Annotated in this window: 26 protein-coding genes and 1 tRNA gene; 13 read left to right on the plus strand and 14 right to left on the minus strand. The window is 64.8% G+C overall.

Annotated features, from left to right (window positions below):
• The first annotated feature begins 42 nt into the window (after window positions 1-42).
• A complete protein-coding gene (locus LZ005_RS16850; RefSeq protein ID WP_237809662.1) occupies window positions 43-399 on the plus strand; it encodes an FKBP-type peptidyl-prolyl cis-trans isomerase in 357 nt (118 codons plus the stop codon).
• Between the two features lie 128 nt (window positions 400-527).
• On the opposite strand, the gene LZ005_RS16855 is transcribed toward LZ005_RS16850, so the two are convergent.
• Window positions 528-1,958 carry a wax ester/triacylglycerol synthase family O-acyltransferase gene (locus tag LZ005_RS16855; RefSeq protein ID WP_237809663.1) on the minus strand — a complete coding sequence of 477 codons (1,431 nt, stop codon included), beginning with the start codon at window positions 1,956-1,958 and terminating at the stop codon, window positions 528-530.
• 104 nt (window positions 1,959-2,062) lie between these two features.
• Here LZ005_RS16855 and LZ005_RS16860 point away from each other — a divergent pair, with 104 nt between their 5' ends.
• Window positions 2,063-2,317 carry an acyl-CoA-binding protein gene (locus LZ005_RS16860; RefSeq protein ID WP_237809664.1) on the plus strand — a complete coding sequence of 85 codons (255 nt, stop codon included), beginning with the start codon at window positions 2,063-2,065 and terminating at the stop codon, window positions 2,315-2,317.
• 98 nt (window positions 2,318-2,415) lie between these two features.
• On the opposite strand, the gene LZ005_RS16865 is transcribed toward LZ005_RS16860, so the two are convergent.
• Both LZ005_RS16865 and LZ005_RS16870 read right to left on the minus strand, forming a co-directional pair.
• Window positions 2,416-2,691: a polyhydroxyalkanoic acid system family protein gene (locus LZ005_RS16865; protein ID WP_237809665.1), complete on the minus strand. Its 276-nt coding sequence runs from the start codon at window positions 2,689-2,691 to the stop codon at window positions 2,416-2,418.
• Between the two features lie 42 nt (window positions 2,692-2,733).
• Window positions 2,734-3,942, minus strand: coding sequence for a citrate transporter (locus tag LZ005_RS16870; RefSeq protein WP_237809666.1), 1,209 nt, complete (start codon window positions 3,940-3,942; stop codon window positions 2,734-2,736).
• Window positions 3,943-4,063: 121 nt separating this feature from the next.
• Here LZ005_RS16870 and LZ005_RS16875 point away from each other — a divergent pair, with 121 nt between their 5' ends.
• The 7 genes from LZ005_RS16875 (at window position 4,064) to nth (ending at window position 10,214) form a co-directional block, all read left to right on the plus strand.
• Window positions 4,064-5,482 carry a hypothetical protein gene (locus tag LZ005_RS16875; protein WP_237809667.1) on the plus strand — a complete coding sequence of 473 codons (1,419 nt, stop codon included), beginning with the start codon at window positions 4,064-4,066 and terminating at the stop codon, window positions 5,480-5,482.
• Window positions 5,479-5,772 carry a protealysin inhibitor emfourin gene (locus LZ005_RS16880; RefSeq protein WP_237809668.1) on the plus strand — a complete coding sequence of 98 codons (294 nt, stop codon included), beginning with the start codon at window positions 5,479-5,481 and terminating at the stop codon, window positions 5,770-5,772. The genes LZ005_RS16875 and LZ005_RS16880 overlap by 4 nt, the downstream gene beginning before the upstream one ends.
• A gap of 209 nt (window positions 5,773-5,981) precedes the next feature.
• Window positions 5,982-6,305, plus strand: a complete 324-nt coding sequence (fdxA, locus tag LZ005_RS16885; RefSeq protein ID WP_237809669.1) for a ferredoxin FdxA — start codon at window positions 5,982-5,984, stop codon at window positions 6,303-6,305.
• An 18-nt stretch (window positions 6,306-6,323) separates the two neighbouring features.
• Window positions 6,324-7,421, plus strand: coding sequence for an NAD(P)/FAD-dependent oxidoreductase (locus LZ005_RS16890; protein WP_237809670.1), 1,098 nt, complete (start codon window positions 6,324-6,326; stop codon window positions 7,419-7,421).
• Between the two features lie 232 nt (window positions 7,422-7,653).
• The gene (locus LZ005_RS16895; protein WP_237809671.1) at window positions 7,654-8,889 is read left to right on the plus strand and encodes a polyhydroxyalkanoate depolymerase; all 1,236 of its coding nucleotides are present in this window, start codon (window positions 7,654-7,656) and stop codon (window positions 8,887-8,889) included.
• The gene (gene rsxB / locus LZ005_RS16900) at window positions 8,890-9,570 is read left to right on the plus strand and encodes an electron transport complex subunit RsxB (protein WP_237809672.1); all 681 of its coding nucleotides are present in this window, start codon (window positions 8,890-8,892) and stop codon (window positions 9,568-9,570) included. It begins immediately after the preceding gene.
• Window positions 9,567-10,214, plus strand: coding sequence for an endonuclease III (gene nth, locus LZ005_RS16905; RefSeq protein WP_237809673.1), 648 nt, complete (start codon window positions 9,567-9,569; stop codon window positions 10,212-10,214). Before rsxB ends, nth begins: the two co-directional genes overlap by 4 nt.
• A gap of 3 nt (window positions 10,215-10,217) precedes the next feature.
• On the opposite strand, the gene LZ005_RS16910 is transcribed toward nth, so the two are convergent.
• The 9 genes from LZ005_RS16910 to rplU form a co-directional block, all read right to left on the minus strand.
• Window positions 10,218-11,024, minus strand: coding sequence for a TOBE domain-containing protein (locus LZ005_RS16910; protein WP_237809674.1), 807 nt, complete (start codon window positions 11,022-11,024; stop codon window positions 10,218-10,220).
• Complete coding sequence (gene modC / locus LZ005_RS16915) at window positions 11,021-12,091, minus strand: molybdenum ABC transporter ATP-binding protein (protein ID WP_237809675.1); 1,071 nt, start codon at window positions 12,089-12,091, stop codon at window positions 11,021-11,023. Before modC ends, LZ005_RS16910 begins: the two co-directional genes overlap by 4 nt.
• Window positions 12,088-12,762, minus strand: coding sequence for a molybdate ABC transporter permease subunit (gene modB, locus LZ005_RS16920; protein ID WP_237809676.1), 675 nt, complete (start codon window positions 12,760-12,762; stop codon window positions 12,088-12,090). The genes modC and modB overlap by 4 nt, the downstream gene beginning before the upstream one ends.
• A gap of 9 nt (window positions 12,763-12,771) precedes the next feature.
• A complete protein-coding gene (gene modA, locus LZ005_RS16925; RefSeq protein ID WP_237809677.1) occupies window positions 12,772-13,524 on the minus strand; it encodes a molybdate ABC transporter substrate-binding protein in 753 nt (250 codons plus the stop codon).
• A gap of 60 nt (window positions 13,525-13,584) precedes the next feature.
• Window positions 13,585-14,703 (minus strand): glutamate 5-kinase, encoded by a 1,119-nt coding sequence (gene proB / locus LZ005_RS16930; protein WP_237809678.1) that lies wholly within the window; start codon window positions 14,701-14,703, stop codon window positions 13,585-13,587.
• On the minus strand, window positions 14,700-15,032 hold the full coding sequence (locus LZ005_RS16935; RefSeq protein WP_237809679.1) for a hypothetical protein: 333 nt from the start codon (window positions 15,030-15,032) through the stop codon (window positions 14,700-14,702). The genes proB and LZ005_RS16935 overlap by 4 nt, the downstream gene beginning before the upstream one ends.
• Window positions 15,033-15,099: 67 nt before the next feature.
• Entirely contained in the window at window positions 15,100-16,209 is a 1,110-nt protein-coding gene (gene obgE / locus LZ005_RS16940; RefSeq protein WP_237809680.1) for a GTPase ObgE, read from the minus strand.
• Between the two features lie 81 nt (window positions 16,210-16,290).
• Entirely contained in the window at window positions 16,291-16,557 is a 267-nt protein-coding gene (gene rpmA, locus LZ005_RS16945; RefSeq protein ID WP_237809681.1) for a 50S ribosomal protein L27, read from the minus strand.
• Window positions 16,558-16,594: 37 nt separating this feature from the next.
• The gene (gene rplU / locus LZ005_RS16950) at window positions 16,595-16,906 is read right to left on the minus strand and encodes a 50S ribosomal protein L21 (protein ID WP_237809682.1); all 312 of its coding nucleotides are present in this window, start codon (window positions 16,904-16,906) and stop codon (window positions 16,595-16,597) included.
• 230 nt (window positions 16,907-17,136) lie between these two features.
• On the opposite strand from rplU, the gene ispB reads away from it, so the two are divergent.
• Both ispB and LZ005_RS16960 read left to right on the plus strand, forming a co-directional pair.
• Entirely contained in the window at window positions 17,137-18,066 is a 930-nt protein-coding gene (ispB, locus tag LZ005_RS16955) for an octaprenyl diphosphate synthase (RefSeq protein WP_237809753.1), read from the plus strand.
• Between the two features lie 70 nt (window positions 18,067-18,136).
• Window positions 18,137-18,213, plus strand: a tRNA-Pro gene (locus LZ005_RS16960).
• Window positions 18,214-18,268: 55 nt separating this feature from the next.
• Here LZ005_RS16960 and LZ005_RS16965 read toward each other — a convergent pair.
• Window positions 18,269-18,682 (minus strand): BLUF domain-containing protein, encoded by a 414-nt coding sequence (locus tag LZ005_RS16965; protein WP_237809683.1) that lies wholly within the window; start codon window positions 18,680-18,682, stop codon window positions 18,269-18,271.
• Between the two features lie 315 nt (window positions 18,683-18,997).
• A complete protein-coding gene (locus LZ005_RS16970) occupies window positions 18,998-19,759 on the minus strand; it encodes an ABC transporter substrate-binding protein (RefSeq protein WP_237809684.1) in 762 nt (253 codons plus the stop codon).
• A gap of 82 nt (window positions 19,760-19,841) precedes the next feature.
• Here LZ005_RS16970 and LZ005_RS16975 point away from each other — a divergent pair, with 82 nt between their 5' ends.
• Together LZ005_RS16975 and LZ005_RS16980 are read left to right on the plus strand one after the other, a co-directional pair.
• Window positions 19,842-21,629 (plus strand): hybrid sensor histidine kinase/response regulator, encoded by a 1,788-nt coding sequence (locus LZ005_RS16975; protein WP_237809685.1) that lies wholly within the window; start codon window positions 19,842-19,844, stop codon window positions 21,627-21,629.
• Window positions 21,622-22,329, plus strand: a complete 708-nt coding sequence (locus tag LZ005_RS16980) for a response regulator (RefSeq protein WP_237809686.1) — start codon at window positions 21,622-21,624, stop codon at window positions 22,327-22,329. The genes LZ005_RS16975 and LZ005_RS16980 overlap by 8 nt, the downstream gene beginning before the upstream one ends.
• Window positions 22,330-22,422: the final 93 nt, after the last annotated feature.

Below are 22,422 nucleotides of genomic sequence, written 5' to 3' on the forward strand. Positions count from 1 at the left end.
TTTTGTCCTACAATCACGGGGTCAAGCAAACAAAGGAAAATCATGTCTGTCATCACCACCGAATCCGGTCTCCAATACGAAGACACCATCGTCGGCGACGGCGCCGAAGCCCAGGCCGGCCAGTACGTGACCGTGCACTACACGGGCTGGCTGCGCAACGACGACGGCTCGCTCGGCAGCAAGTTCGACTCGAGCAAGGACCGCGACGATCCGTTCGAATTCCCGCTCGGCAAAGGTCATGTGATCCGCGGCTGGGACGAAGGCGTGCTCGGCATGAAAGTCGGCGGTACGCGCCGCCTGACGATTCCGTCCAACCTCGGCTATGGCGCGCGCGGCGCCGGCGGCGTGATCCCGCCCAACGCCACCCTGATTTTCGACGTCGAACTACTCGCCGTCTGAATCGCACAAAAGATCGGGGCCCGACCCCGATTTTTTTCGCCCAGAAAAAATGGGGTCAGACCCCATTTATCCTTCGAGAAAAATGGGGTCTGACCCCGATTTATCTGGCGGGCAAGGCGGGACCGGGATCAGGGCCATTCGGCCATCAGGGCCAGCAGCACCAGCTTTTCGAATTCCGGCGCGAAGCGGGCGATGATGTGCTCCGGATCGTGCACAATGGCGTCGTCGGTGACGATGCCAAACTGAACCCCGCCGTTGTAGCTGAGAATCGACACGCCGATGCCGATATCACCCGACTGCGGCACCCAGAACATGCACTGCTCGAGCTGGCTGTCGCCCAGGTAGAGCGGCGCGCGCGGCCCCGGCACATTCGACAGCACGGCGGTGGCGCGGCGCGCGAAATAATTCTGCACCTCGGACTGCACCGGCTTGGGCGTCGCGCCCAGCACGCTGAGCACGCCCATCGCCACCAGCGGCGTGAAACTCCCCTTCAGTTCGTTCATGCGGCGCTGTGTCTCGTGCAGGCGCGCCACCGGGTCTTCCAGGCCGACCGGCAGCACCAGCGGCACCAGGCCGAAGGCATTGCCCAGCTTGTGGTACTTGCTCGGCTCGCGCAGATTGACGGGCACCATCACGCGCACCTCGGTGTCGAGGGCGACCTGATCGCCACGCTGGCGCAGATAGGCGCGGAAGGCGCCGGCCACGCTCGACATCAGCACATCATTGACGCTGGCGCCGTAGAACTTGCCGATCACCTTGATCTCATCGAGCGGCAGCGGCTCGCTCCAGGCCACGTGTTTCTTGCCTTTGGGCTGACCCTTGAGACGGGTCGGCGTATCCTCGCTCATCGTGGCGAGCTTGAGCGCATCGGCGGCCAGCTGACCGGCCGCATGGCCGAGGCCGCCCAGCTGCTCGGGCAGATGCTCGATCTCGGTGACCACGCCGACCGACTTGAAGAACATCTGGGCCGACAGCTCGGCCGCCTTGACCGGGGCCAGGGCCATCGGCAGCAGAATCTGCTCCCACGGATTGTCTTCCTGCTGCTCGATCTTCTTCGGCTTGGCGCGCAGCGGCGGCTGCTGGCCCGGCGTCTCGCCGAACATCGACATGAACACCCCGACCAGGGCGATGCCATCGGCAATGCAATGGTGGATGCGCACGACCAGAGCCTGGCGGCGCGCGCCATCCTCGCCGATGCAATTGTCGACCAGATGCATCTGCCACAGGGGCCTGGCCGGATCGAGCGGCTGCTGGGCCAGTGCGCCGACCAGTTTCTGCAGGGCCGGCTTGTTCGGCGCCGTGCCCGGCAGGGCCGCACTGCACACATGCTCGTCGAGGTCGACCGCGACTTCCTGCCAGTGGCTGCCGCTGAGGTCGGTATCAACGCGCGAGCGAAAGCGCGAATGGATGAGGAAACGATCGGCCAGCGCCTGCTTCAGTTCCGCGACGCTGACATGGCGGCGCAACAGGGCGACGCCGACGATCATCATCAGATTGCCCTCGGAATCCATGCGGAGCCAGGCGGTATCGACAGTGGACATGCGACGACGCGGCAACATCGAGAATCTCCTCTAAAGTTATGGGTGCTTTTTGCGTATTATGTCGCTTGTTCCCCATCCTTTGGGGCCAGAATGTCCTCTTTTCACCCAATCCAGGAGACAGCATGAGCTTGCAAGAACAATTTGACCAGGCAGTTGCCGATTCCAAGAATCTGCCCGAGCGTCCGGACAACATGACCCTGCTGAAGATCTACGCGCTGTTCAAGCAAGCCACCGCGGGCGACGTGGACGGCAAGCGTCCCGGCTTCACCGACATGGTCGGCCGCGCCAAGTACGACGCCTGGGACGGCCTGAAGGGCACGTCCAAGGACGACGCGATGCAGCAGTACATCGACCTGATCGAAGACCTCAAGGCCTAAGATCCCAAACGGTGTCAGGTCCGGCAATCGGACATCGGGGAACTTTTCGCGTCGCGAAAAGTTCCCCGATGTCCGATTGCCGGACCTGACACCGTTCCTTATTTGAAGATCTTCTTCAGGTTCTGGGCGACCTTGGCCTCGATGGCGCCGGCGAAGGCGCTCATCAGGAAGCCGAGCTTGATGAACATCTCGACCTGCCCTTCCTGCAGGGTCAGCGAGCCGTGCACGCCGCTGCGCTCGAAATACAACACCTCCCCTTCCCACGCGTATTCCATATCGTATTCGGCCGCGATTTCCTTGGCGACCCGCTCGGCCGCCTCGCGCGCCTGCTTGGGGCTCAGTTTGTGCGGCTGGACGATGGTGATTTCAGACATGCATTTCCCTCTTGGTGTTAAACAGCGACATCATGCCAGCTTTCAGGCCGGATGCCAGCCCAGCACGGCCAGCATGACCGCGAAGCCCGCCACATAGGCGAGCGGCACATGCCAGCCGGCCCGCAGCCAGCCGCTGACGCTGCGCGCTTCCGGATACATGCCGGTCAGGGCCACGCCGGCCGAGGAGCCGAACCAGATCATCGAGCCGCCAAAGCCGACCGCGTAGGCGAGGAAGTCCCAGTCGAAGCCGCCCTGCTTGAGCGCCAGCGCCGTCAGCGGAATATTGTCGAACACGGCCGAGACGAAACCGAGCCCGAGCGCGGTCTGCCAGCTGGCCGCCGGCAAGGCTTCAACCGGCATCATCGAGGCCGTCCAGACCAGGGCCAGCAGAAACAGCGCGCCCTGGAAGGCGCTCGGCAGGGCCGCCCAGTCGGGCCGCCGCAGCAGCCCGGTCAGCAGAATCGCCGCAGCCACGGCCAGACCGAGCACGGGCAGGCTGGCCGCCAGCGCCTGGTAGCGCGTATTGAGCAGCACATTGGTGATGATCGCCACCACCAGGATGGCCAGCACCACGCCCACGCGCAGCCAGTCGACGTGCACATCGGGCGGGCTGTCCTTCATGATCGGACTGTAGCCGTGCTGCTGGCGCGCGGCCGGAAAGGCCACCACCAGCAGGGCTACGCCGGCCGCCACATAGGCCTGGACCACCTGGGACGGCGGAACGCCGGCCAGCCACATCATGGTGGTGGTGGTGTCGCCGACGACGCTGCCGGCCCCGCCCGCATTCGAGGCGGCGACGATCGCAGCCAGATAGCCGACGTGGACGCGCGCGCGGAACACGCTGTGGGCGATGGCGCCGCCGATCATGGCCGCGGCGATATTGTCGAGGAAGGAGGACAGCACGAACACCATCACCAGTAGCCAGAACGGGCCGCCCCAGCCGTGCGGCAGGTAGTGCGGCAGGTGCAGCGGCAGTTCGGACTGCTCGAAATGGCGCGCCAGCAAGGTAAATCCGAGCAGCAGCGCCAACAGGTTGCCCAGGCCCACCCATTCGTGGCTGGCGTGGGCAAGCAGGCCGGCCAGGCCGGCGCCATGGGCGAACGGCGAGGCCAGCACTTTGTACACGGTGATCACGGCCGCGCCGACCACGGCGGTGCGCAGGGTGCTCACGTGACTGAAGGCGATCATGCCCAGCACCACGGCGAACATCAGGAATTCGAGGGGAATGCCGGCGAGGGTCGGATGGTTCACAGCGTCTCCGTCATGATTTTTATCAGGACATTCTACCAAGCGGACGATTGAGTCAAATCAAACGGGATCGGGGCGTGCGGGTCAAAGATGGCTGGAGCCATGCCTGTTAATGGAGGTCGCCATGGATCGCATCCTCACTGTGCCGGTCGAGGCCCTGGGCCCGGACCACGCCGCCGCCCCGGTCGGCTTCGTGCCCACGCCCACGGCGCCCTACCGCCAGCACCGCCGCGCCGCCAAACTGATCGACGAACCGGGCACGCCGCTGCCGCGCGCCCCGCTGCAGCCCAAGTCCGCCGATCCGGTCAATGCCTACGGCGCGCGCGTGCTGATGTGGAAGCAGGACCCGTCGGTGACCGAAATCGGCACGCGCAAATGCTTCCTGCCCGGCGTGGTGCTGGCCGGCCCGCGCGACGCCCGCATCGCCCCGGGCGAACCGGGCATTGCCGCCGTCAGTCCCAATGCCTTCGGCGACTTCATCACCCCGCCCGACACCGACCAGTTCGACGCCGTCCACACCTATGCGGTCGTGCGCCAGACGCTCACCATGTACCAGCGCGCGCTGGCCTCGGGCGGCAGCGGCGCGCCCCTGCCCTGGGCCTGGAACGGCAATGGCAATACCGACCCGCTCCAGGTCTTTCCGCATGGCCTGCCGAATGTGATGAACGCCTTTTACAGCCGCACCCTGCGCTGCGTGAAATTCGGCGACTTCGTGCCCAGCGGCGCCAGCGCGCGCGTCTACACCTGCCGCTCCTTCGACATCGTCTCGCACGAAACCGGGCATGCGGTGCTCGACGGGCTCAAGCCCAACTGGCTGGCCGCCAGCAACCCGCCGCAGACGGGCGGCCTGCACGAAAGTTTCGGCGACCTGACGGCCATCTTCCTGACCCTGTCCCAGCTCGACCAGTGCGAGGCCATCGTGGCCCAGACCAAGGCCAATCTGCACGACAAGACCTTCCTGGCCGACATCGCCGAACAATTCGGCCTGGCCCTGGGGCGCAGCAATGGCCTGCGCAATGCCGACAACGACCTCAAGCTGTCCGAGGCCGGCACCGAGGTGCATGCGATCTCCCAGGTGTTTACGGGCGCCATCTACGACATCCTGGCCGATGTGTTCGCCTTTGAGCGCCAGCCCGGCGTGATCGACGACGCCGCCCTGCTACATGCGGTTGGCGACTATGTACGCAGTCTGGTGCTGCGCGCCCTGATCGGCGCGCCCGACCAGGGGGCCACGTTTGCCGACGTGGCCAACCAGATGCTGCATATCGCCGAGGTGGACGGCAAGCCTGTCGACTACCGCAATTTCATCCGCAACCGCTTCGCCATCCGCGAGGTGCTGGCCGCCACCGAGGCCCTGACCGAGGACCACGTGGCCGGCGTGTACTACGCGGCCGGCGTAGTCGACCCGCCCGAGGCCGTGCAGGACCGGCGCGCCTGCTGCGGCACGATGAACCACCCCGAATACTTCGACGCCGAGCGCCTGCTCGACGCCGAACGGGCCATCCTGGCCGGCTGGCAAAGCAAGACCAGCGTGCTCGAATGAAGATCCTGGCGCGCCACTGCGGCGGCCTGGCCGGCTGCGCCAGCGAGCTCGAGATCGACACGGCCAGTGCCGCCGGCGGCGCCGACATCGAACGCCTGCTGCAGCGCGCCGCCCTGTTCGACACCCCATCCGCCCCGGCCCTCGCGGCCGACCTCAGCTACTGGGAACTGCTGATCGACGACGGCCAGCGCCAGCAGCGCCTGACCATCGCCGAAGACGGCAGCCCGGCCAGCCAGCCCTGGCAGGAGCTGCTCAGCCTGCTTCACCAGGCCCGGACCAAATCGATTTGAGAAAATTTTGCGCAGGGTCAATGACCGGGCACCGAATCCGGCCTTAGGCTGCCTGTTTATTTGTGATTTCTTCAAGATGGGCCCGGGTTTCGCCAAATTTGCTTATGCTGAAACTGTATAAGCCCGAATTGTGAGAACCGGCAAATTGCCTTAAAATCAGTACTTTGCTGCGCGTGCACGCGCCCCATTTTCAGATAGGACTCCCTGTTATGACCCACGTCGTCACCGAATCCTGTATTCGTTGCAAGTACACCGACTGCGTCGATGTGTGCCCGGTGGATTGCTTCCGCGAAGGCCCGAATTTCCTCGCCATCGATCCCGATGAGTGCATCGACTGCGCCGTCTGCGTCGCCGAATGCCCCGTCAACGCCATCTACGCGGAAGAAGACGTGCCCGCCAACCAGCAGGCCTTCATCAAGCTCAACGTCGAGCTGGCCCGCAAGTGGCCGTCGATCACCAAGACCAAGGCTTCGCTGCCGGACGCGGACGACTGGAAAGACAAGACCGACAAGCTCGACCAACTGATTCGCTGATTTTTTAGGACCCGAAGTATGACGCAAAGCGCCGACCAACACGGCGGCAGCGTGGCTGCCAATTCCACTTTTTCCGGGGCGATCGACGCCGATGCCGTGATTGTCGGCGCCGGCCCGGTCGGTCTGTTCCAGGTTTTCGAACTCGGCCTGCTCGAGATCAAGGCCCACGTGATCGATTCGCTCGCCCATGTGGGCGGCCAGTGCGTCGAACTGTATCCGGACAAGCCGATCTATGACATCCCGGCCGTGCCCGTCTGCACGGGCCAGGAACTGACCGACAATCTGCTCAAGCAGATCGAGCCCTTCGAGCCGACTTTCCACCTGGGCCAGGAAGTGACCCATGTGCAGCGCCGTGAAGACGGCCGCTTCAATCTGGAAACCTCGACCGGCACGCGCTTCATCACCAAGACCATCTTCATCGCCGCCGGCGTCGGCTCCTTCCAGCCGCGTACGCTCAAGGTCGAAGGCATCGAAGCCTTCGAAGGCACGCAGGTGTTCTACCGCGTCAAGGACCCGGCCCTGTTCGAAGGCAAGAACCTGGTCATCTGCGGCGGCGGCGACTCCGCCCTCGACTGGGCCCTGAACTTCGTCGGCAAGGCCGAATCGGTCGTGCTGCTGCACCGCCGCGAAGAATTCCGCGCCGCCCCGGCCTCGGTCGCCAAGATGAAGCAGCTGTGCGACGAGTACGAGATGCAGCTGATCATCGGCCAGGTCACGGGCGTCGAGTCCAAGGATGGCGTGATGACCGAAGTCAAGGTCACCGGCGCTGACGGCGTGACCCGCCGCGTGCCGCTCGACATGCTGCTGGTCTTCTTCGGCCTGTCGCCCAAGCTCGGCCCGATCGCCGAATGGGGCCTGGACATCGAACGCAAGCAGCTCAAGGTGATGAATACCGAGAAGTTCGAGACCAATGTCCCGGGCATCTTCGCCGTCGGCGACATCAATACCTATCCGGGCAAGAAGAAGCTGATCCTGTCGGGCTTCCATGAAGCCGCGCTGGCCGCCTTTGGCGCCGCACCCTACATCTTCCCGGAGAAGAAGATCCACATGCAGTACACGACGACCTCGCCGAAACTGCACAAGATCCTCGGTGTGGAAACCCCGGTGTTCGACTAAACAGCTGTCGCCCTGCCCGCCAAAACCCCGCCCATGCGGGGTTTTGTTATTTTGGCGTAAGACGCGCATGCGAGCATCGCACCGACAGGCCGGCGCCGATTGTGGTACAAAGGGTCTTCCACCGTGGCCTCAACAATTGCTTGCCAGAACCGTAAAATGTTTTGTTCGGAATAAATCCCTTTATAATGGGTGAAACCGGTTTCTGGCCGGCAATGACATTGAAGGACGTCTTATGCTTTACCACCTGCACGAGCTGCAACGCTCATTCCTGGCCCCGCTGATGCAGTGGGCGGACGCTTCGGCCAAGCTGTTTTCGAATCCGGTCTCGCCGCTGGCCCACACGCCCTTCTCGCAACGCATCGCCGCCGGCTACGAGCTCATGTACCGGCTCGGTAAGGACTACGAAAAGCCCAGCTTCGACATCCATGCCGTCGACGTGCAGGGCAAGAACGTCGCCATTCACGAGCAGACCGCGCTGAGCAAGCCTTTCTGCAACCTGATTCACTTCAAGAAAGACCTGAGCGACAAGCAACTGGCCGCGCTCAAGCAGCCGACCGTGCTGATTGTGGCGCCGCTGTCGGGCCACTTCGCCACGCTGCTGCGCGACACCGTGCGCGCCCTGCTGTCCGAGCACGATGTCTACATCACCGACTGGGTCGATGCGCGCATGGTGCCGGCCTCGGAAGGCCCGTTCCACCTGCACGACTACATTTATTACGTGCAGGACTTCATCCGCCTGCTCGGTCCCAAGGTGCACGTGGTGTCGGTCTGCCAGCCGACCGTGCCGGTGCTGGCCGCGATCAGCCTGATGGCCACCAATAAGGACCCGAAACTGCCGCGCTCGATGACCATGATGGGTGGCCCGATCGACCCGCGCCGCTCGCCGACCAAGGTCAACGACCTGGCGACCGAAAAGCCGCACTCCTGGTTCGAGAACAATGTGATCTACTCGGTGCCGGCCAATTATCCGGGCTTCGGGCGCAAGGTCTACCCGGGCTTCCTGCAGCACGCCGGTTTCATCGCCATGAACCCGGGCCGCCATGCCGAAAGCCACCGTGAGTTCTTCCACCATCTGGTGCGCGGCGACAATGACTCGGCCGAGGCCCACCGCAAGTTCTACAACGAATACAACGCCGTGCTCGACATGCCAGCCGAGTATTACCTGGAAACGATCAAGACCGTGTTCCAGGAATTCCGTCTGCCCAAAGGCACCTGGGAAGTCGGCGGCCAGCTGGTGCGCCCGCAGGACATCAAGAACGTGGCGCTGTTCACGATCGAAGGCGAGCTGGACGACATCTCCGGCGCCGGCCAGACCCAGGCCGCGCACGACCTGTGCAGCGGCATTCCGGCCGATATGCAGCAGGATTTCGTCGCCCCGAATTGTGGCCATTATGGTATCTTCTCGGGGCGCCGCTGGCGCGAAATGATCTGCCCGAAGATCACGGAATTCATCAAGAAATACAACTGAGTGTCCCAAGAAACCAAGAGCCTTGCCGACCGCATTGAGGACGTACTGCCGCAAACGCAGTGCACCAAATGCGGTTACCCGGCTTGCCGTCCCTACGCCGAAGCCATCGCGCAGGGCAGCGCCGAGATCAATCAGTGCCCACCCGGCGGCGCCGAAGGCATCCGGCGCCTCGCGTCCGTGACCGGCCGCCCCGTCATCCCGCTCAATCCCGTCCACGGCTTTGAACGGCCGCGCGCCGTCGCCTACATCGACGAAAGCCTGTGCATCGGCTGCACGCTGTGCATCCAGGCCTGCCCGGTCGACGCCATTCTCGGGGCCGCCAAGCAGATGCACACGATCCTGCCCAGCCTGTGCACCGGTTGCGATCTGTGCGTGGCGCCCTGCCCGGTCGACTGCATCGTCATGTACCCGGTGACCGAGACGACCGGCTGGGACGCCTGGACGCCCGCCCAGGCCGCGGCCGCGCGCGCCCGCCATGATTTCCGCAGCGCCCGTCTGCAGCGCGAGAAAGCCGAGAACGAAGCGCGCCTGGCCGCCAAGGCCGTCGCCAAGATGCAGGCCGTCAGCGAGGAAGCGGCCGAAACGCCTGAAGAAATTGCCGAGAAAGCGCGCAAACGCGCGATCATCGCCGCCGCCATGGAACGCGCACGCCTGCGTGCCGAAGCCGCCAAGAAGTCATGAATCCCGCGAAACGCCGCGCCATTTTCGAGCGCCTGCAGGCTGCCAATCCGCACCCGACAACCGAGCTCGAGTACAGCACCCCGTTTGAACTGCTGATTGCCGTGCTGCTGTCGGCCCAGGCCACCGATGTCGGCGTGAACAAGGCCACGCGCAAGCTCTACCCCGTGGCCAACACGCCACAGCAAATCCTGGCCCTGGGCGAGGACACGCTGCGCGAATACATCCAGACCATCGGCCTGTACAAGACCAAGGCCAAGAACGTCATCGCCACCTGCCAGATTCTGGTCGACCAATATGGCGGAGAGGTGCCGCAGACGCGCGAGGCGCTCGAGGCTCTGCCCGGCGTTGGCCGCAAGACGGCCAATGTGGTGCTCAACACGGCCTTCGGTCAGCCGACCATTGCGGTCGACACCCACATCTTCCGCGTATCCAACCGCACCAATCTCGCGCCCGGCAAGAATGTCGACATCGTCGAGCAGAAGCTGTTGAAATTCGTGCCGAAGGAATTCCAGCTCGACGCCCACCACTGGCTGATTCTGCACGGGCGCTACACCTGCATCGCCCGCAAGCCGCAGTGCTGGAACTGCATCATCCAGGACCTGTGCGAATACAAGCACAAGACTCCCGCCCCGGCTGGCGCCTGAAGCTCAGGCTGGCACGCCCAGAATCAGACTCGAGGCCTTGAACAGCGCGCACACGGGTGCGCCGGGCGCCAGCTGCATGGCGGCGGCGCTCTCGTTGGTGACGATGGCGGCCAGGCTGCCGCCCTCGCCGAGGTCGATATTCACTTCCGTGTTGACGGCCCCCGTCTGCAAGCGGCTTATCGTCCCCTGCAACTGATTGCGCGCTGAGAAGCGCGTGCCGCCGGCAGTGTCGGCCAGCATGATGGACGAGGCCTTGACCAGGGCAAAGGCTTCGCTACCGACGGCCAGGCCCAGACTCTGCGTGCTTTCATGCGTGATCGTCGCGACCAGACTCTGGCCGCCGACAATGCACAAAGTGATTTCATCGTTGACCGCGCCGCGCCGGATCGCGCTGACGCGGCCGAAGAACTGATTGCGCGCGCTGGTCTTCATGGCCATCCTCCGGATCAACAGATAATCATCGGCCAGACTGCCGGCCTGCTCGCTCAGTTCGCGCACAAAGCGCTGATGGGCCGCCTCCAGCGTCTGGAAATTGGCCACCAGCTGCTGCCCGCGCGCGGTCAGGCGCGTACCGCCACCGCCGCGTCCGCCCTTGGCGCGTTCGACCAGCGGCGCGCCGGCCAGATTGTTCATGGCATCAATTGCATCCCAGGCCGCCTTGTAGCTGATGCCCACGGCCTTGGCCGCCTGGGTAATCGAGCCGCACTCGGCCAGCTTGGCCAGCAGGTCGATCCGGCCCTTGCCGCCAAATTTTTCGCTGCCGATGCGCATCCACAGCGCGCCCTCGACGCTGAAGGCGGGCGACTTCATGACAGGCTCACCGATTTCACCTGCAGCCAGACTTCCATGCCCGGCCGCAGCGCGAGTGCCGCACAGGAGCGGCGCGTGATGCGTGCAACGATGCGCGCACCGCCCGCGTCGCAGGCCACCAGCATCTGCGCGGCGCCGTCCGCCTTGCAGGCCGTGATGCGCGCGGCGAACAGATTGAGAATGCTGGAATCCTGCGGGCGGCTGAGCGCGATGCTGACGTCGCGCGCATGAATGCGCACGCGCGTGGCCGTGCCGACCTGCATGGCGTGAGCCGGCGCCCATATGAGCCCGCACGGCGCTTGCAGACAGGTCAAGGCATGCTCGCTGTCATGGCTGTGCACGAGGGCGGGCAGGACCACGCTCGATTCCTCGAGGAAGGCTTCGGGCAGCTCGAGGCTGCCGAGCGTCTCCGACAGCGGCCCCTGTCCCACGCACCGCCCGGCGTCGAGCAGCACCAGATGGTCGGCGATCCGCACCACCTCGTCGATGGCGTGGGTGATGTAGATGATCGGCAGCGCCTGCTCCTCGCGCAGGGCCTGCAGGTAAGGCAGGATCTCCTGCTTGCGCTGGGCGTCGAGGGCTGACAGCGGCTCGTCCATCAGCAGTAGTTGCGGCGCGCCCAGCAGCGCGCGGGCAATCGCCACGCGCTGGCGCTCACCACCCGACAGGGCCTGCACGCGCCGCCTCAGCAAGGGGCCGAGATCAAAGCGTTCGCAGGCCTGCTCCAGACTCAAGCCCGGCGCGGCGGCTGGCGCGCGCTTTCGGCCAAACAGCAGGTTGTCGCGCACATCGAGATGGGGAAACAGATTCCCTTCCTGGAACACCATGCCGATGCGGCGCAGATGGGTCGGCACGGCGATGCCGCGTGCGCTGTCGTACAGGCATTCCGAGCCCAGCTGCAGCCGTCCTTGTGCGCCCGCTTCCAGCCCGGCCATGCAGCGCAGCAGCGTGGTCTTGCCCGAGCCCGAGGGACCGAACAGGGCCGTGATGCCGCGCCCCGGCAGGTCGAGCGCCACATCGAGCGTGAACGCGGCCAGCGGCAGGCGGAAGCTGGCGTGCAGGCTCATCGCTCACCCCGGCGGCGCTGGAGGAAATGCAGGCTCAGCAGCACCACGAAGCTGAAGGCGAGCATGCCGCCCGACAGCCAATGCGCCTGCTGGTATTCGAGGGCTTCCACGTGGTCGAATATCTGTACCGAGATCAGGCGCGTGGCGCCCGGGATATTCCCGCCGATCATCAGCACCACCCCGAATTCGCCAACCGTGTGGGCAAAGCTCATCACCGCCGCCGTCACGATGCCATGGCGCGCCAGCGGCAGCGCGACGGAAAAGAAGCGGTCGACCGGTCCCGCGCCGAGCGTGGCCGCCACCTCCAAAGGGCGCGGCCCGATTTCCTTGAACGCCTGCTGGATCGGCTGCACCGCAAACGGCAGCGAGTAGATGAGCGAAGCCAGCAGCAGTCCGCTGAAGCTGAATGGCAGCAGCCCCCAGCCGAGCGCGCTGGTCAGGCGGCCGAGCGGCCCCTGCTCGCCCATCAGGACCAGCAGATAGAAGCCGATCACCGTCGGCGGCAGCACCATGGGCAAGGTGGTCAGCGCGCCGACCACGCCGGCCGCGAGCGAGCGCGAGCGCGCCAGCCACCAGGCCAGCGGCGCCGCCACGATCAGCAGCAGGACCGTGGTGGCCGTGGCCAGGCGCAGCGTGAGCCAGAGGGCGGCCAGGTCGTCGGGGCTGAACATGGACGCCAATCAGAGACCGTAGCCGGCCGCGGCGATCACGGCGCGCGCCGCGTCGGACTTCAGATAGGCCAGCAGCGCCAGCGCGGCCGGGCGGTCTTTGCCCTTCGCCAGCAGCACCGCGTCCTGGCGGATCGGCGCATGCAGCTGGGCCGGCACCAGCCAGGCCGAACCGCCCTTGAGGACGCCATTCTCCTGAATCTGGGACAGGGCGACGAAGCCCAGTTCCGCGTTGCCGGTGGCGACAAACTGGTAGGTCTGGGCGATGTTCTCGCCCATCACCATGCGCGGGCGCAGGCGCTCGGCCAGGCCAAGCGCGCTCAGGGTTTCGAGCGCCGCCGCGCCATACGGTGCGAGCTTGGGATTGGCCAGCGCCAGATGGCTGAAGCTGCCCGTGCGCAGGACCTCGCCCTTGTCGTCAACCAGGCCGGGCTTGCTGCTCCACAGGGCCAGCTTGCCGACCGCGTAGGTGAAGCGCGTACCGGGCACGGCCGCCCCTTCGGCCTCGAGCCGCGCCGGCGTGCTGTCGTCGGCGGCCAGCAAGACCTCGAACGGCGCGCCGCTCCGGATCTGGGCGTAGAACTTGCCGGTCGCCCCCGTGGTGATACGCAGGCGGTGGCCGCTGCTGCGCTCAAAACCGCTCGCGATCTGCTGGATGGGCCCGGCGAAATTGGCGGCCACAGCCACCTGGATCTCGTCCGCGCGCGCCATGGCGGCCGCCAGCAGGCCTGCAGCCAGCAGCAGACTTCGGCTTAAGGAAAGCATGTCCCCTCCGGAAAAAGCGATGTATACCGAATGATATAACGCTTTTCCCGGCACCGGGGATCAGAGCAGGACGAGATTGTCGCGGTGGATCAGTTCGGGCGCTTCGACGTAGCCGAGGATGGCGGCGATGTCGCTCGACGGCTTGCGCACGATGCGGCGCGCCTCGCTGCTCGTGTAGTTGGACAGGCCGCGCGCAATCGCCACGCCATTCTGGGTCACACAGGTGATGACGGCGCCGCGGCCGAACTCGCCTTCGACGGCCACCACGCCAATCGGCAGCAGGGACTTGCCCTCGCCCTTCACCTTCTCGACCGCGCCGGCATCGAGCACGACCTTGCCCGCCGTGTGCAGGTGGTCGGCCATCCATTGCTTGCGTGCCGTCAGGTGGGCCGTCTGGGCGGCCAGTTGGGTGCCGATCGCTTCGCCGGCGGCCAGCCGGGTCAGCACATTGTCCTCGCGTCCCCAGGCGATGATCGTGTGGGCGCCGGAACCGGCCGCGCGCTTGGCCGCCAGAATCTTCGTCAGCATGCCGCCCCGGCCCAGGCTGGAACCGGCACCGCCGGCCATGGCTTCCAGGGCCGGGTCGCCCGCCACCGCTTCGGTGATCAGGTAGGCGTCCGGGTCCTTGCGCGGGTCGGCGCTGTACAGGCCCTTCTGGTCGGTGAGGATGATCAGGGCATCGGCATCGATCAGGTTGGCCACGAGCGCGCCCAGCGTGTCGTTGTCGCCGAACTTGATTTCATCAGTGATGACCGTGTCGTTCTCATTGATGATCGGCACCACGCCAAAGCGCAGCAGGGCCGCCAGGGTCGAGCGCGCGTTCAGATAGCGTTCGCGGTCGGCCAGGTCGGCGTGGGTCAGCAGCACCTGGGCGGTGCCGATGCCATGCGCGCGGAAGGAACTTTCGTAAATCTGGCACAGGCCCATCTGGCCGACGGCGGCGCAGGCTTGCAGCTCGTGCACATCGGTCGGGCGGGTCTCAAAGCCCAGGCGCAGGCGGCCTTCGGCGATCGCGCCGGACGACACCAGCACCACTTCCTTGCCGAGCGCGCGCAGGGCCGCGATCTGGGCCGCCCAGCGGGCGATGGCTTGATGGTCGAGCCCGCGGCCGTCATTGGTGACGAGCGAGGAGCCGACCTTGATGATGATACGTTTCGCGCTGTGGATGACAGACTTCATGCAGGCCTCGTGGCGGGCCGCAGCGCCAGCAACACTGTACCGGCGATCATTTCGGCCACGCTAATGATTAACAAATCACCCTGGGGCAAACCAATCGCCAAGGCCGCCACCAGACGGCCCAGCGGTTGCGCCAGGATCAATGCTGCCGTGATGTCGCCAAGGAGGGGCGTTTGGCCCGGCCTTGCGGCCAACAGTGCAAGCGCCGCTGTCGCGAGCCGCACGCCGACGTGGGTCGCGTAGAACTGGCTGTAGCCATTCACGCCGACCAGAAATTCGCCCATCATCACCGCCACCCGGTCCGGGTCGAGCAGGGCGACCAGGGCAGACAACGAGTGTAGTGTAGCAATGATGCGCAGGGCCTGCCGACGCAGGCCCGCTGTGGTGCAGGAAAACCGCTTACTCGACAACTTTGAAACGCGGATCGTCCGGGTCGATCGAGTGGATACCGCGCGCTTCTTCGGTGATCGTGGTTTCTTCGGCGCGGAACTCGGCGGCCTTGGTCTCCTGCAGGTGCAGGTAGATGGCATTCACCAGTTCCTGGCAGCCTTCGCGCGACAGGGCCGAGATTTCAAACACCGGGCCCTTCCAGGCCATGCGCTTGACGAAATCCTTGACCACTTTCTTGCGCTCGTCCTCGGGCACCATGTCCAGCTTGTTGAGCACGAGCCAGCGCGGCTTGTCGGCCAGCGACTCGTCGTACTTCTTGAGTTCCTTGACCAGGGCCTTGGCTTCCTTGACCGGATCGACGCCCGCATCGAAAGGCGCAACGTCGACGATGTGCAGCAGCAGATGGGTGCGCTGCAGGTGGCGCAGGAACTGGTGGCCGAGGCCGGCGCCTTCGGCCGCCCCTTCGATCAGACCCGGAATATCGGCGATGACGAAGCTCTTTTCGTGCGACACGCGCACCACGCCCAGATTCGGATGCAGGGTCGTGAACGGGTAGTCGGCGATCTTCGGGCGCGCATTCGACACGGCCGTGATGAAGGTCGACTTGCCGGCATTGGGCATGCCGAGCAGGCCGACATCGGCCAGCACCTTCAGTTCCAGACGCAGTTCGCGGCGTTCGCCTTCCTTGCCGTCGGTCTTCTGACGCGGGGCGCGGTTGGTCGAGCTCTTGAAATGGATATTGCCCCAGCCGCCCTCGCCGCCCCGGGCCAGCAGCTCGGTCTGGCCGTGCGTGGTCAGGTCGGCCAGCACTTCGCCCGAGTTATTGTCGATGATCAGGGTGCCGACCGGCATGCGCAGGTGGACATCCTCGGCGCCCTTGCCATAGCAGTCCGATCCACGGCCCGGTTCGCCATTTTCGGCGCGGTGCATCTTGGCATAGCGGTAGTCAACCAGGGTGTTGACGTTGCGGTCGGCGATGGCGTAAATGCTGCCGCCACGGCCGCCGTCGCCGCCGTCGGGGCCGCCAAACGGGCGGAACTTCTCGCGGCAGAACGATGCGCAACCATTGCCGCCGGTACCGGCGATCACTTCAATGCGGGCTTCGTCGATGAACTTCATGATGGACGCTCTAAAAAGGAAAAAGGCTCTACCACTGGCAGAGCCTTTTTGGTATCAGGCTTGCGCCTTATGCTTTGCCAATCAGGCTGCAGCCGGGATCACAGCCACGAATTTCTGCGAGCCGTGCGGGCCTTTGGTCAGGAACTTGACCGTGCCGTCGACCAGGGCGAACAGGGTGTGGTCTTTGCCCGTACCCACGTTCTCACCAGCGCGCACCGGGGTACCGCGCTGACGCACGATGATGCCACCGGCATTGATCGACTGGCCGCCGTAGACTTTTACGCCCAGGCGTTTCGATTCTGAGTCACGGCCGTTTCGCGTAGTGCCGCCGCCTTTTTTGTGTGCCATTTAATTAGCTCCTAATGAATAGCTGACAAACAGGCGATTAGCCGTTGATTGCCGTGATTTCGAGTTCGGTGAAATTTTGGCGATGGCCCTGGCGCTTTTGGTAGTGCTTACGACGACGCATTTTGAAAATGCGCACTTTGTCATGACGACCATGAGCGACGACTTTGGCCACAACCGAAGCACCTGCCACCAGGGGAGCACCAAATTTGATGCTGTCGCCCGCGCCAACGGCGAGGACCTGGTCGATGGTGATTTCGGAACCAATGTCTGCCGGTATCTGTTCTACTTTCAATTTTTCGCCAGCAGCAACTTTATATTGCTTACCGCCGGTTTTTATGACCGCGTACATAGTTGAAATCCTCAAAATTTGATAAAAACATTCCCCGACAATTCGGAGAACCGCTGATCATACACGAAATGGGTCTGGACGTCAAAAGCTAAATCGGTGTGGGGACGAGACGGGCGCCATGGCTTATAATGCCCGCTGCCCGAAACCGTGAATTCTAGCCAGCAGGTTTAGCCTTGACCGCCATCGACCCCGCCCCGAGCACCAATCCGACCCACGCCATCGCTGCGGATATGCAAGCCGTCAATACGGTGATCCGCCAGCGCCTGCATTCGGACGTGGCCCTGGTCAACCAGATCGCGGAATACATCATCAGCGCCGGCGGCAAGCGGATTCGTCCGGTCTTGGTGTTGCTTATGGCTAATGCCTATGGTTATCAAGGCACGGCCCACCACGAGCTCGCGGCCGTGGTCGAATTCATCCACACCGCCACCCTGCTGCACGACGACGTGGTCGACGAGTCGACCATGCGGCGCGGGCGCCAGACCGCCAATGCCCTGTTCGGCAATGCCGCTTCGGTGCTGGTCGGCGACTTCCTGTACTCGCGCTCCTTCCAGATGATGGTCAGTCTCGACAATATGCGTGTGATGCGCATCCTGTCGGACGCCACCAATGTGATCGCCGAGGGCGAAGTGCTGCAGCTGCTGAATATGCACGACCCCGACGTGACCGAGGACAGCTATCTGCTGGTGATCCGCTCCAAGACGGCCAAGCTGTTCGAGGCCGCGGCCGAGCTGGGTGCCCTGGTCGCCGGTGCCGATGACACCGCGATTGCCGCCGCCGGCGAGTATGGCCGCTCGCTCGGCACGGCCTTCCAGCTGATCGACGACGTGCTCGACTACGCGGGCGACGCCGCCGAGATCGGCAAGAATGTCGGCGACGACCTGCGCGAAGGCAAACCGACGCTGCCCCTGATCTATCTGATGGAACACGGCACGGCCGAGCAGCGCGCCCTCGTGCGCTCCTGCATCGAGACGGGTGACGAAGAGCATTTCGACGCCGTGCTGAGCGCCATCACCCAGAGCGGCGCGCTCGAGTACACGCGCCGCGCCGCCGTGGCCGCCGCCGAACGCGCCGCCGAAGCAATCGCCGCCATGCCCGCGTCCGTGTACAAGGAATCGATGCTGCAGTTGTGCCGTTTTGCAGTGGATCGCAGCCATTAAACGAAGCAAACGGCAATTACGGCCTTGACAGCAACAGGGCCACCGCCTATAATCTTGCTTCTTCACCTGTCGGGGTGTAGCTTAGCCTGGTAGAGCGCTACGTTCGGGACGTAGAGGCCGGAGGTTCGAATCCTCTCACCCCGACCACAGATTTCTGAACACAAGCCCCTCACGAGGGGCTTTGTTGTTTCTGGCGTCCGCCTCACTCCTTGAAAATTTTCAGCAGCGACACGGCCGGCGACATCGCCCCGATCTTGCGGTCGGTCTTGGCCGCATCGATCACTTCCACCAGTTGTGCGTATTTGTCGGCCTGACGGTCGTCGAGATTGGTCATGTTCATGCTCCAGCGCGTGAAGGTGCGGAACTTGGCCGGTTCGTTGTACAGGATGCGGGAATTCTTGTGGCGCGGATCGCGCTCGATCTTCTTGTACAAGGCATTGATCTTGTCCAGCGGCCCTTCGAGCACCTGCAAAAACCAGCCGCCGTTGTAGAACAGACTACCCGTCACATCGAGGCGCTGATTGTTCTCCTTGGCGACGCGCAAGATCTCGTTCAGGTCTTCCGCAGACATCTTGCGCGTGGACTGGCTCAGATAAACTAATTGATTGATCGACATTCCCTACTCCTCAAATTGATCGGTGGATTGCTTGCTTTGCAGGCCAAGCCTACATTGTTTTGTCCTGGACAAATCGAAGCGGATTATCGCGAGGAAGGGGAGCGCCGTCCATCAAAAAGGCGTCAGAATTCCCGGTGAAATTTTAGGGGAAATACAAGATCGACAAAACAAATTGTCGAGGGAATAAGGGGGAATTTGCAGCTCGCCGCAGGGGGATGCCTGCTGAGTCAGGACTTTTCCCTTGAATTCTCATGTTCAGTGAAAAACAGGGCGAGTGTCCCATTTTGTCCACAACAAAACGGTGGTCTGACGGGTTTAACGTTCCTTGACCGGAGGCACCGTGACCGCATACATCAGGCCCAGGCGTTTGAGATCGCCAGCTTCGGCATAGGTGCGCATGGCGGCGTCGAACTGGCGGCGCAAGGCGTCGAACTGGGGTTTGCGCGGGAAGGCAAAATAGCCTTGCTGGACGTACAGCGGCGGGCCCTGCACGACAAACTTCTCTTCCCAATGCAGGCGCGAAATGACCGGCTCAGTGTTGCGGCGGTTGCTGGCGAACAGATCGGCGCGCCCGAAGGCCAGCATTTTCAGACCGTTCTCGACCGCGTTGGCCGTGCTCACGTCCAGGCGCGGACGCGCGGCCTCGAACGCCGGACCGTAGGCCCAGCCGTTCATGGCCACCAGACGCTGGCTGGCCAGCGCCGCGTAATCGCCCTGCCACACGCGCTTGTGGCTGGCCAGCGAATAGAACACCATCGCATCCTGATAAAAGGGCAGCTCGGAGAAGGCGAACGTGGCTTCGCGCTCGGGCGTCTTGTAGGGGCCGATCAGGATGTCGGCGCGGCCATCGGCCACCATGGCCTGGGCGCGCGGCCAGGGCAGCAGCTCAAAGCGCACGCTGTAGCCCATGCGGCGCGCCAGTTCGCGCAGGATGGCCGGGGCCATGCCGTCGTACTCGCCGGCCGCGTTCTTTTCGAACACCCGGCTGAATTCCGCACCCACGGCCAGCAGCTCGGCCGCGCGCGCAGGCACGGCCAGCCACAGGCTGAGCACGGCTAGCAAAGCCAATCGTTTCAAGACATTTCCCGTCGCCCGCTTTTTTTGGTGGTGGCGGTCGCCCCGGGGCTTGGGCGCCGCTACACCACATGATAATCTAGCCATGTTCAATATTGGCAAGATTCTTGTGACGACCGATTTCAGCCTGCCGCCTGCCAGCCTGCTGCACCCGCTCACCCTGCGTTTTCGCGACCCGGACCTGGAGCTGGCCTACCAGGCCCAGACCCTGGCCGGGGTCACGCGCCGCATGCGCTGGGCGCTGGCCGTGATCGCCGTGCTGATCGGCGTGGACCTGCTGCGCGCCCAGCTGGCCGGCGGCGCCACCCTCGGCAATGAATTGCTGATGCTCGGCACCGCCCTGGTCGGCGCCCTGGCCGGCTACGCGATCGAGGCGCAGGCGCGCCTGCAGTTCTTCCGCTCCTACGATTCGCTGGCCCTGCATCAGGCCCTGATCGCCGCCTCCAGCGACGCCGTGATCACGGTCGATGCCGAGGGCCGCGTGGTCGAGTTCAACCCGGCCGCCGAAACCATCTTCGGGCGCACGCGCGCGGCCGCCCTCGGCCAACGCATCGGCGAGCTGATCGTGCCGCCCGCGCACCGCGCCGCCCACACGGCGGGCTTCACGCGCTACATCGCCAGCCCCCAGCCCAACCTCGCGCTCGACCGCGCCGAGCTCGAGGCCATGCGCGCCGATGGCAGCCTGTTCCCGGCCGAGGTCACACTGCGCGGCGTGCGTCTGGCCGGGCGCAAGCTGGTGACGGCCTTTATCCGCGACCTGTCGCGTGCGCGTCAGCTCGAACAGGAAATGGAAGTGCAGCGCAAGGCGCTCGAACAGCACCAGAAGCTGTCGGCCCTGGGCGCCATGCTGGGCGGCCTGGCGCACGAACTGAATAACCCGCTGTCGATCGTCAGCGGCCAGGCCCAGCTGCTGCACGAATTGAGCAGCGATCCGAAAACCGCCCAGCGCGCCGACAAGATCGCGCGCGCCGCCAAGCGCTGCACGCGCATCGTGGCCACCTTCCAGGCGATGGCGCGCCAGCAGCCGGCCCAGCGCAGCCAGGTCGATCTGAACCAGCTGGTGCGCGAGGTGACCGAGCTGCTGGTGACGCCCCAGGTGACGCTGCAATTGACGCTCGACCCGCACCTGCCGCCCGTGTTCGGCGACGAGGACCAGCTGCATCAGGTGCTCAGCAATCTGGTGCTCAACGCCCAGCAGGCGATGGATGGCCAGGCCACGCGCCTGCTGCGCATCGACAGCGACTGGGACGAACAGACCATCACCGTGCGCGTGCGCGACAGCGGCCACGGTGTGCCGGCCGATCTGCGCGAGCGCATCTTCGAACCCTTCTTCACCACCAAGCCGGTCGGCCAGGGTACGGGCCTTGGCCTGTCGGTCTGCGCCGCCATGCTGGAAGCCCACGGCGGCCGCCTGCAGCTGGAAGACGTCGGTGCCGGCGCCTGCTTCGCCCTGGTGCTGCCGCGCCCCGCGCAGACGGCCGCCGCACCCCAGGCGCGGCCGGCCGCGCGCGGCGGCGTGCTGGTGGTGGACGAGGAAGACGCCGTGGCGCAGCAAGTGGTGGCGCTGCTGCGCGAGGCCGGCTACCAGGCCGCCAGCGCCAGCGACGGCGCGCGCGCCCTCGAGCAGATGGCCGCCACCCTGCCCGCCCTGGTGATCTGCGATCTGCGCATGCCGATGCCCGATGGCGACGCCTTCTACGTGGCCGCCATCACGCGCTGGCCGGCGCTGGCCGGACGTTTCGTCTTCATGAGCGGCGACTACCAGGCCGAGGAAGGCGAATTCGACGACACCCGCCGCCTGCTCGACAAGCCAATCCAGCCAGCGGCCCTGCTGGCCATGGTCCAACCCCTGCTGGAGCCCCGCCATGACTGACAAAGCCCGCCTGCTGGTGGTCGACGACGAAGCCGAAATCTGCGAGACGATGGAGGAGTACTTCACCCTGCACGGCTTCGAGGTGCGCTGCGCCGGCGATGGCCAGGCCATGCGCGCCGTGCTGGCCGGCTTCACGCCCCAGGTGGTGCTGCTCGACCTGAACCTGCCGGGCGAGGACGGCCTGTCGCTGACGCGCCACCTGCGTCAGAACACCAGCGCCGGCATCATCATGGTGACGACGATGAACAGCCAGGTCGACAAGGTGGTCGGCCTGGAGATGGGCGCCGACGACTACGTGGGCAAACCCTTCGATCTGCGCGAGCTGCTGGCGCGCGTGAAAAGCCTGCTGCGCCGCCTGCCCGCGGCCGCTGCTGCGGCGCCGGCGGCCGTGCCCAGCCAGCGCAAAAAGGTCGGCAAATGCCAGCTCGACCTCGACACCCGCACCCTGTGGCAGGGCGCGACCGAAGTGCCGCTGACGGCGATGGAATACGATCTGCTGGCCTTCTTCGTGGCCAATCCGGGCCGCCCGCTGAGCCGCGAACGCCTGCTCGAACTGTCGAACCGGCGCGGCGACGACCCGTTCGACCGCTCGGTCGACAGCCGCATCACGCGCCTGCGCAAGAAGATCGAGGAAGACCCCGACAAGCCGCAGACCATCAAGACCGTGCGCAATGTTGGCTACCTGTTCAGCCCCGACTGACACAATTGACACAAAACGGGCCGGCGGTGACAAATTCCTGACAAGGGCGCTGCGTAATCTGTCGACATCGACAACAGCCACCTGCACGGGAAA

It is taken from the genome of Massilia sp. TS11 (assembly GCF_022012445.1).
GTDB lineage: Bacteria > Pseudomonadota > Gammaproteobacteria > Burkholderiales > Burkholderiaceae_D > Telluria.

Bases quoted from the DNA above. Each gene is read 5' to 3' on its own strand.
- LZ005_RS16850 (WP_237809662.1), top strand. From the start codon at position 43: ATGTCTGTCATCACCACCGAATCCGGTCTCCAATACGAAGACACCATC.
- LZ005_RS16855 (WP_237809663.1), bottom strand. From the start codon at position 1,958: ATGTTGCCGCGTCGTCGCATGTCCACTGTCGATACCGCCTGGCTCCGC.
- LZ005_RS16860 (WP_237809664.1), top strand. From the start codon at position 2,063: ATGAGCTTGCAAGAACAATTTGACCAGGCAGTTGCCGATTCCAAGAAT.
- LZ005_RS16865 (WP_237809665.1), bottom strand. From the start codon at position 2,691: ATGTCTGAAATCACCATCGTCCAGCCGCACAAACTGAGCCCCAAGCAG.
- LZ005_RS16875 (WP_237809667.1), top strand. From the start codon at position 4,064: ATGGATCGCATCCTCACTGTGCCGGTCGAGGCCCTGGGCCCGGACCAC.
- LZ005_RS16880 (WP_237809668.1), top strand. From the start codon at position 5,479: ATGAAGATCCTGGCGCGCCACTGCGGCGGCCTGGCCGGCTGCGCCAGC.
- fdxA (WP_237809669.1), top strand. From the start codon at position 5,982: ATGACCCACGTCGTCACCGAATCCTGTATTCGTTGCAAGTACACCGAC.
- LZ005_RS16890 (WP_237809670.1), top strand. From the start codon at position 6,324: ATGACGCAAAGCGCCGACCAACACGGCGGCAGCGTGGCTGCCAATTCC.
- LZ005_RS16895 (WP_237809671.1), top strand. From the start codon at position 7,654: ATGCTTTACCACCTGCACGAGCTGCAACGCTCATTCCTGGCCCCGCTG.
- nth (WP_237809673.1), top strand. From the start codon at position 9,567: ATGAATCCCGCGAAACGCCGCGCCATTTTCGAGCGCCTGCAGGCTGCC.
- LZ005_RS16910 (WP_237809674.1), bottom strand. From the start codon at position 11,024: ATGAAGTCGCCCGCCTTCAGCGTCGAGGGCGCGCTGTGGATGCGCATC.
- modC (WP_237809675.1), bottom strand. From the start codon at position 12,091: ATGAGCCTGCACGCCAGCTTCCGCCTGCCGCTGGCCGCGTTCACGCTC.
- modB (WP_237809676.1), bottom strand. From the start codon at position 12,762: ATGTTCAGCCCCGACGACCTGGCCGCCCTCTGGCTCACGCTGCGCCTG.
- modA (WP_237809677.1), bottom strand. From the start codon at position 13,524: ATGCTTTCCTTAAGCCGAAGTCTGCTGCTGGCTGCAGGCCTGCTGGCG.
- proB (WP_237809678.1), bottom strand. From the start codon at position 14,703: ATGAAGTCTGTCATCCACAGCGCGAAACGTATCATCATCAAGGTCGGC.
- obgE (WP_237809680.1), bottom strand. From the start codon at position 16,209: ATGAAGTTCATCGACGAAGCCCGCATTGAAGTGATCGCCGGTACCGGC.
- rpmA (WP_237809681.1), bottom strand. From the start codon at position 16,557: ATGGCACACAAAAAAGGCGGCGGCACTACGCGAAACGGCCGTGACTCA.
- rplU (WP_237809682.1), bottom strand. From the start codon at position 16,906: ATGTACGCGGTCATAAAAACCGGCGGTAAGCAATATAAAGTTGCTGCT.
- ispB (WP_237809753.1), top strand. From the start codon at position 17,137: ATGCAAGCCGTCAATACGGTGATCCGCCAGCGCCTGCATTCGGACGTG.
- LZ005_RS16965 (WP_237809683.1), bottom strand. From the start codon at position 18,682: ATGTCGATCAATCAATTAGTTTATCTGAGCCAGTCCACGCGCAAGATG.
- LZ005_RS16975 (WP_237809685.1), top strand. From the start codon at position 19,842: ATGTTCAATATTGGCAAGATTCTTGTGACGACCGATTTCAGCCTGCCG.
- LZ005_RS16980 (WP_237809686.1), top strand. From the start codon at position 21,622: ATGACTGACAAAGCCCGCCTGCTGGTGGTCGACGACGAAGCCGAAATC.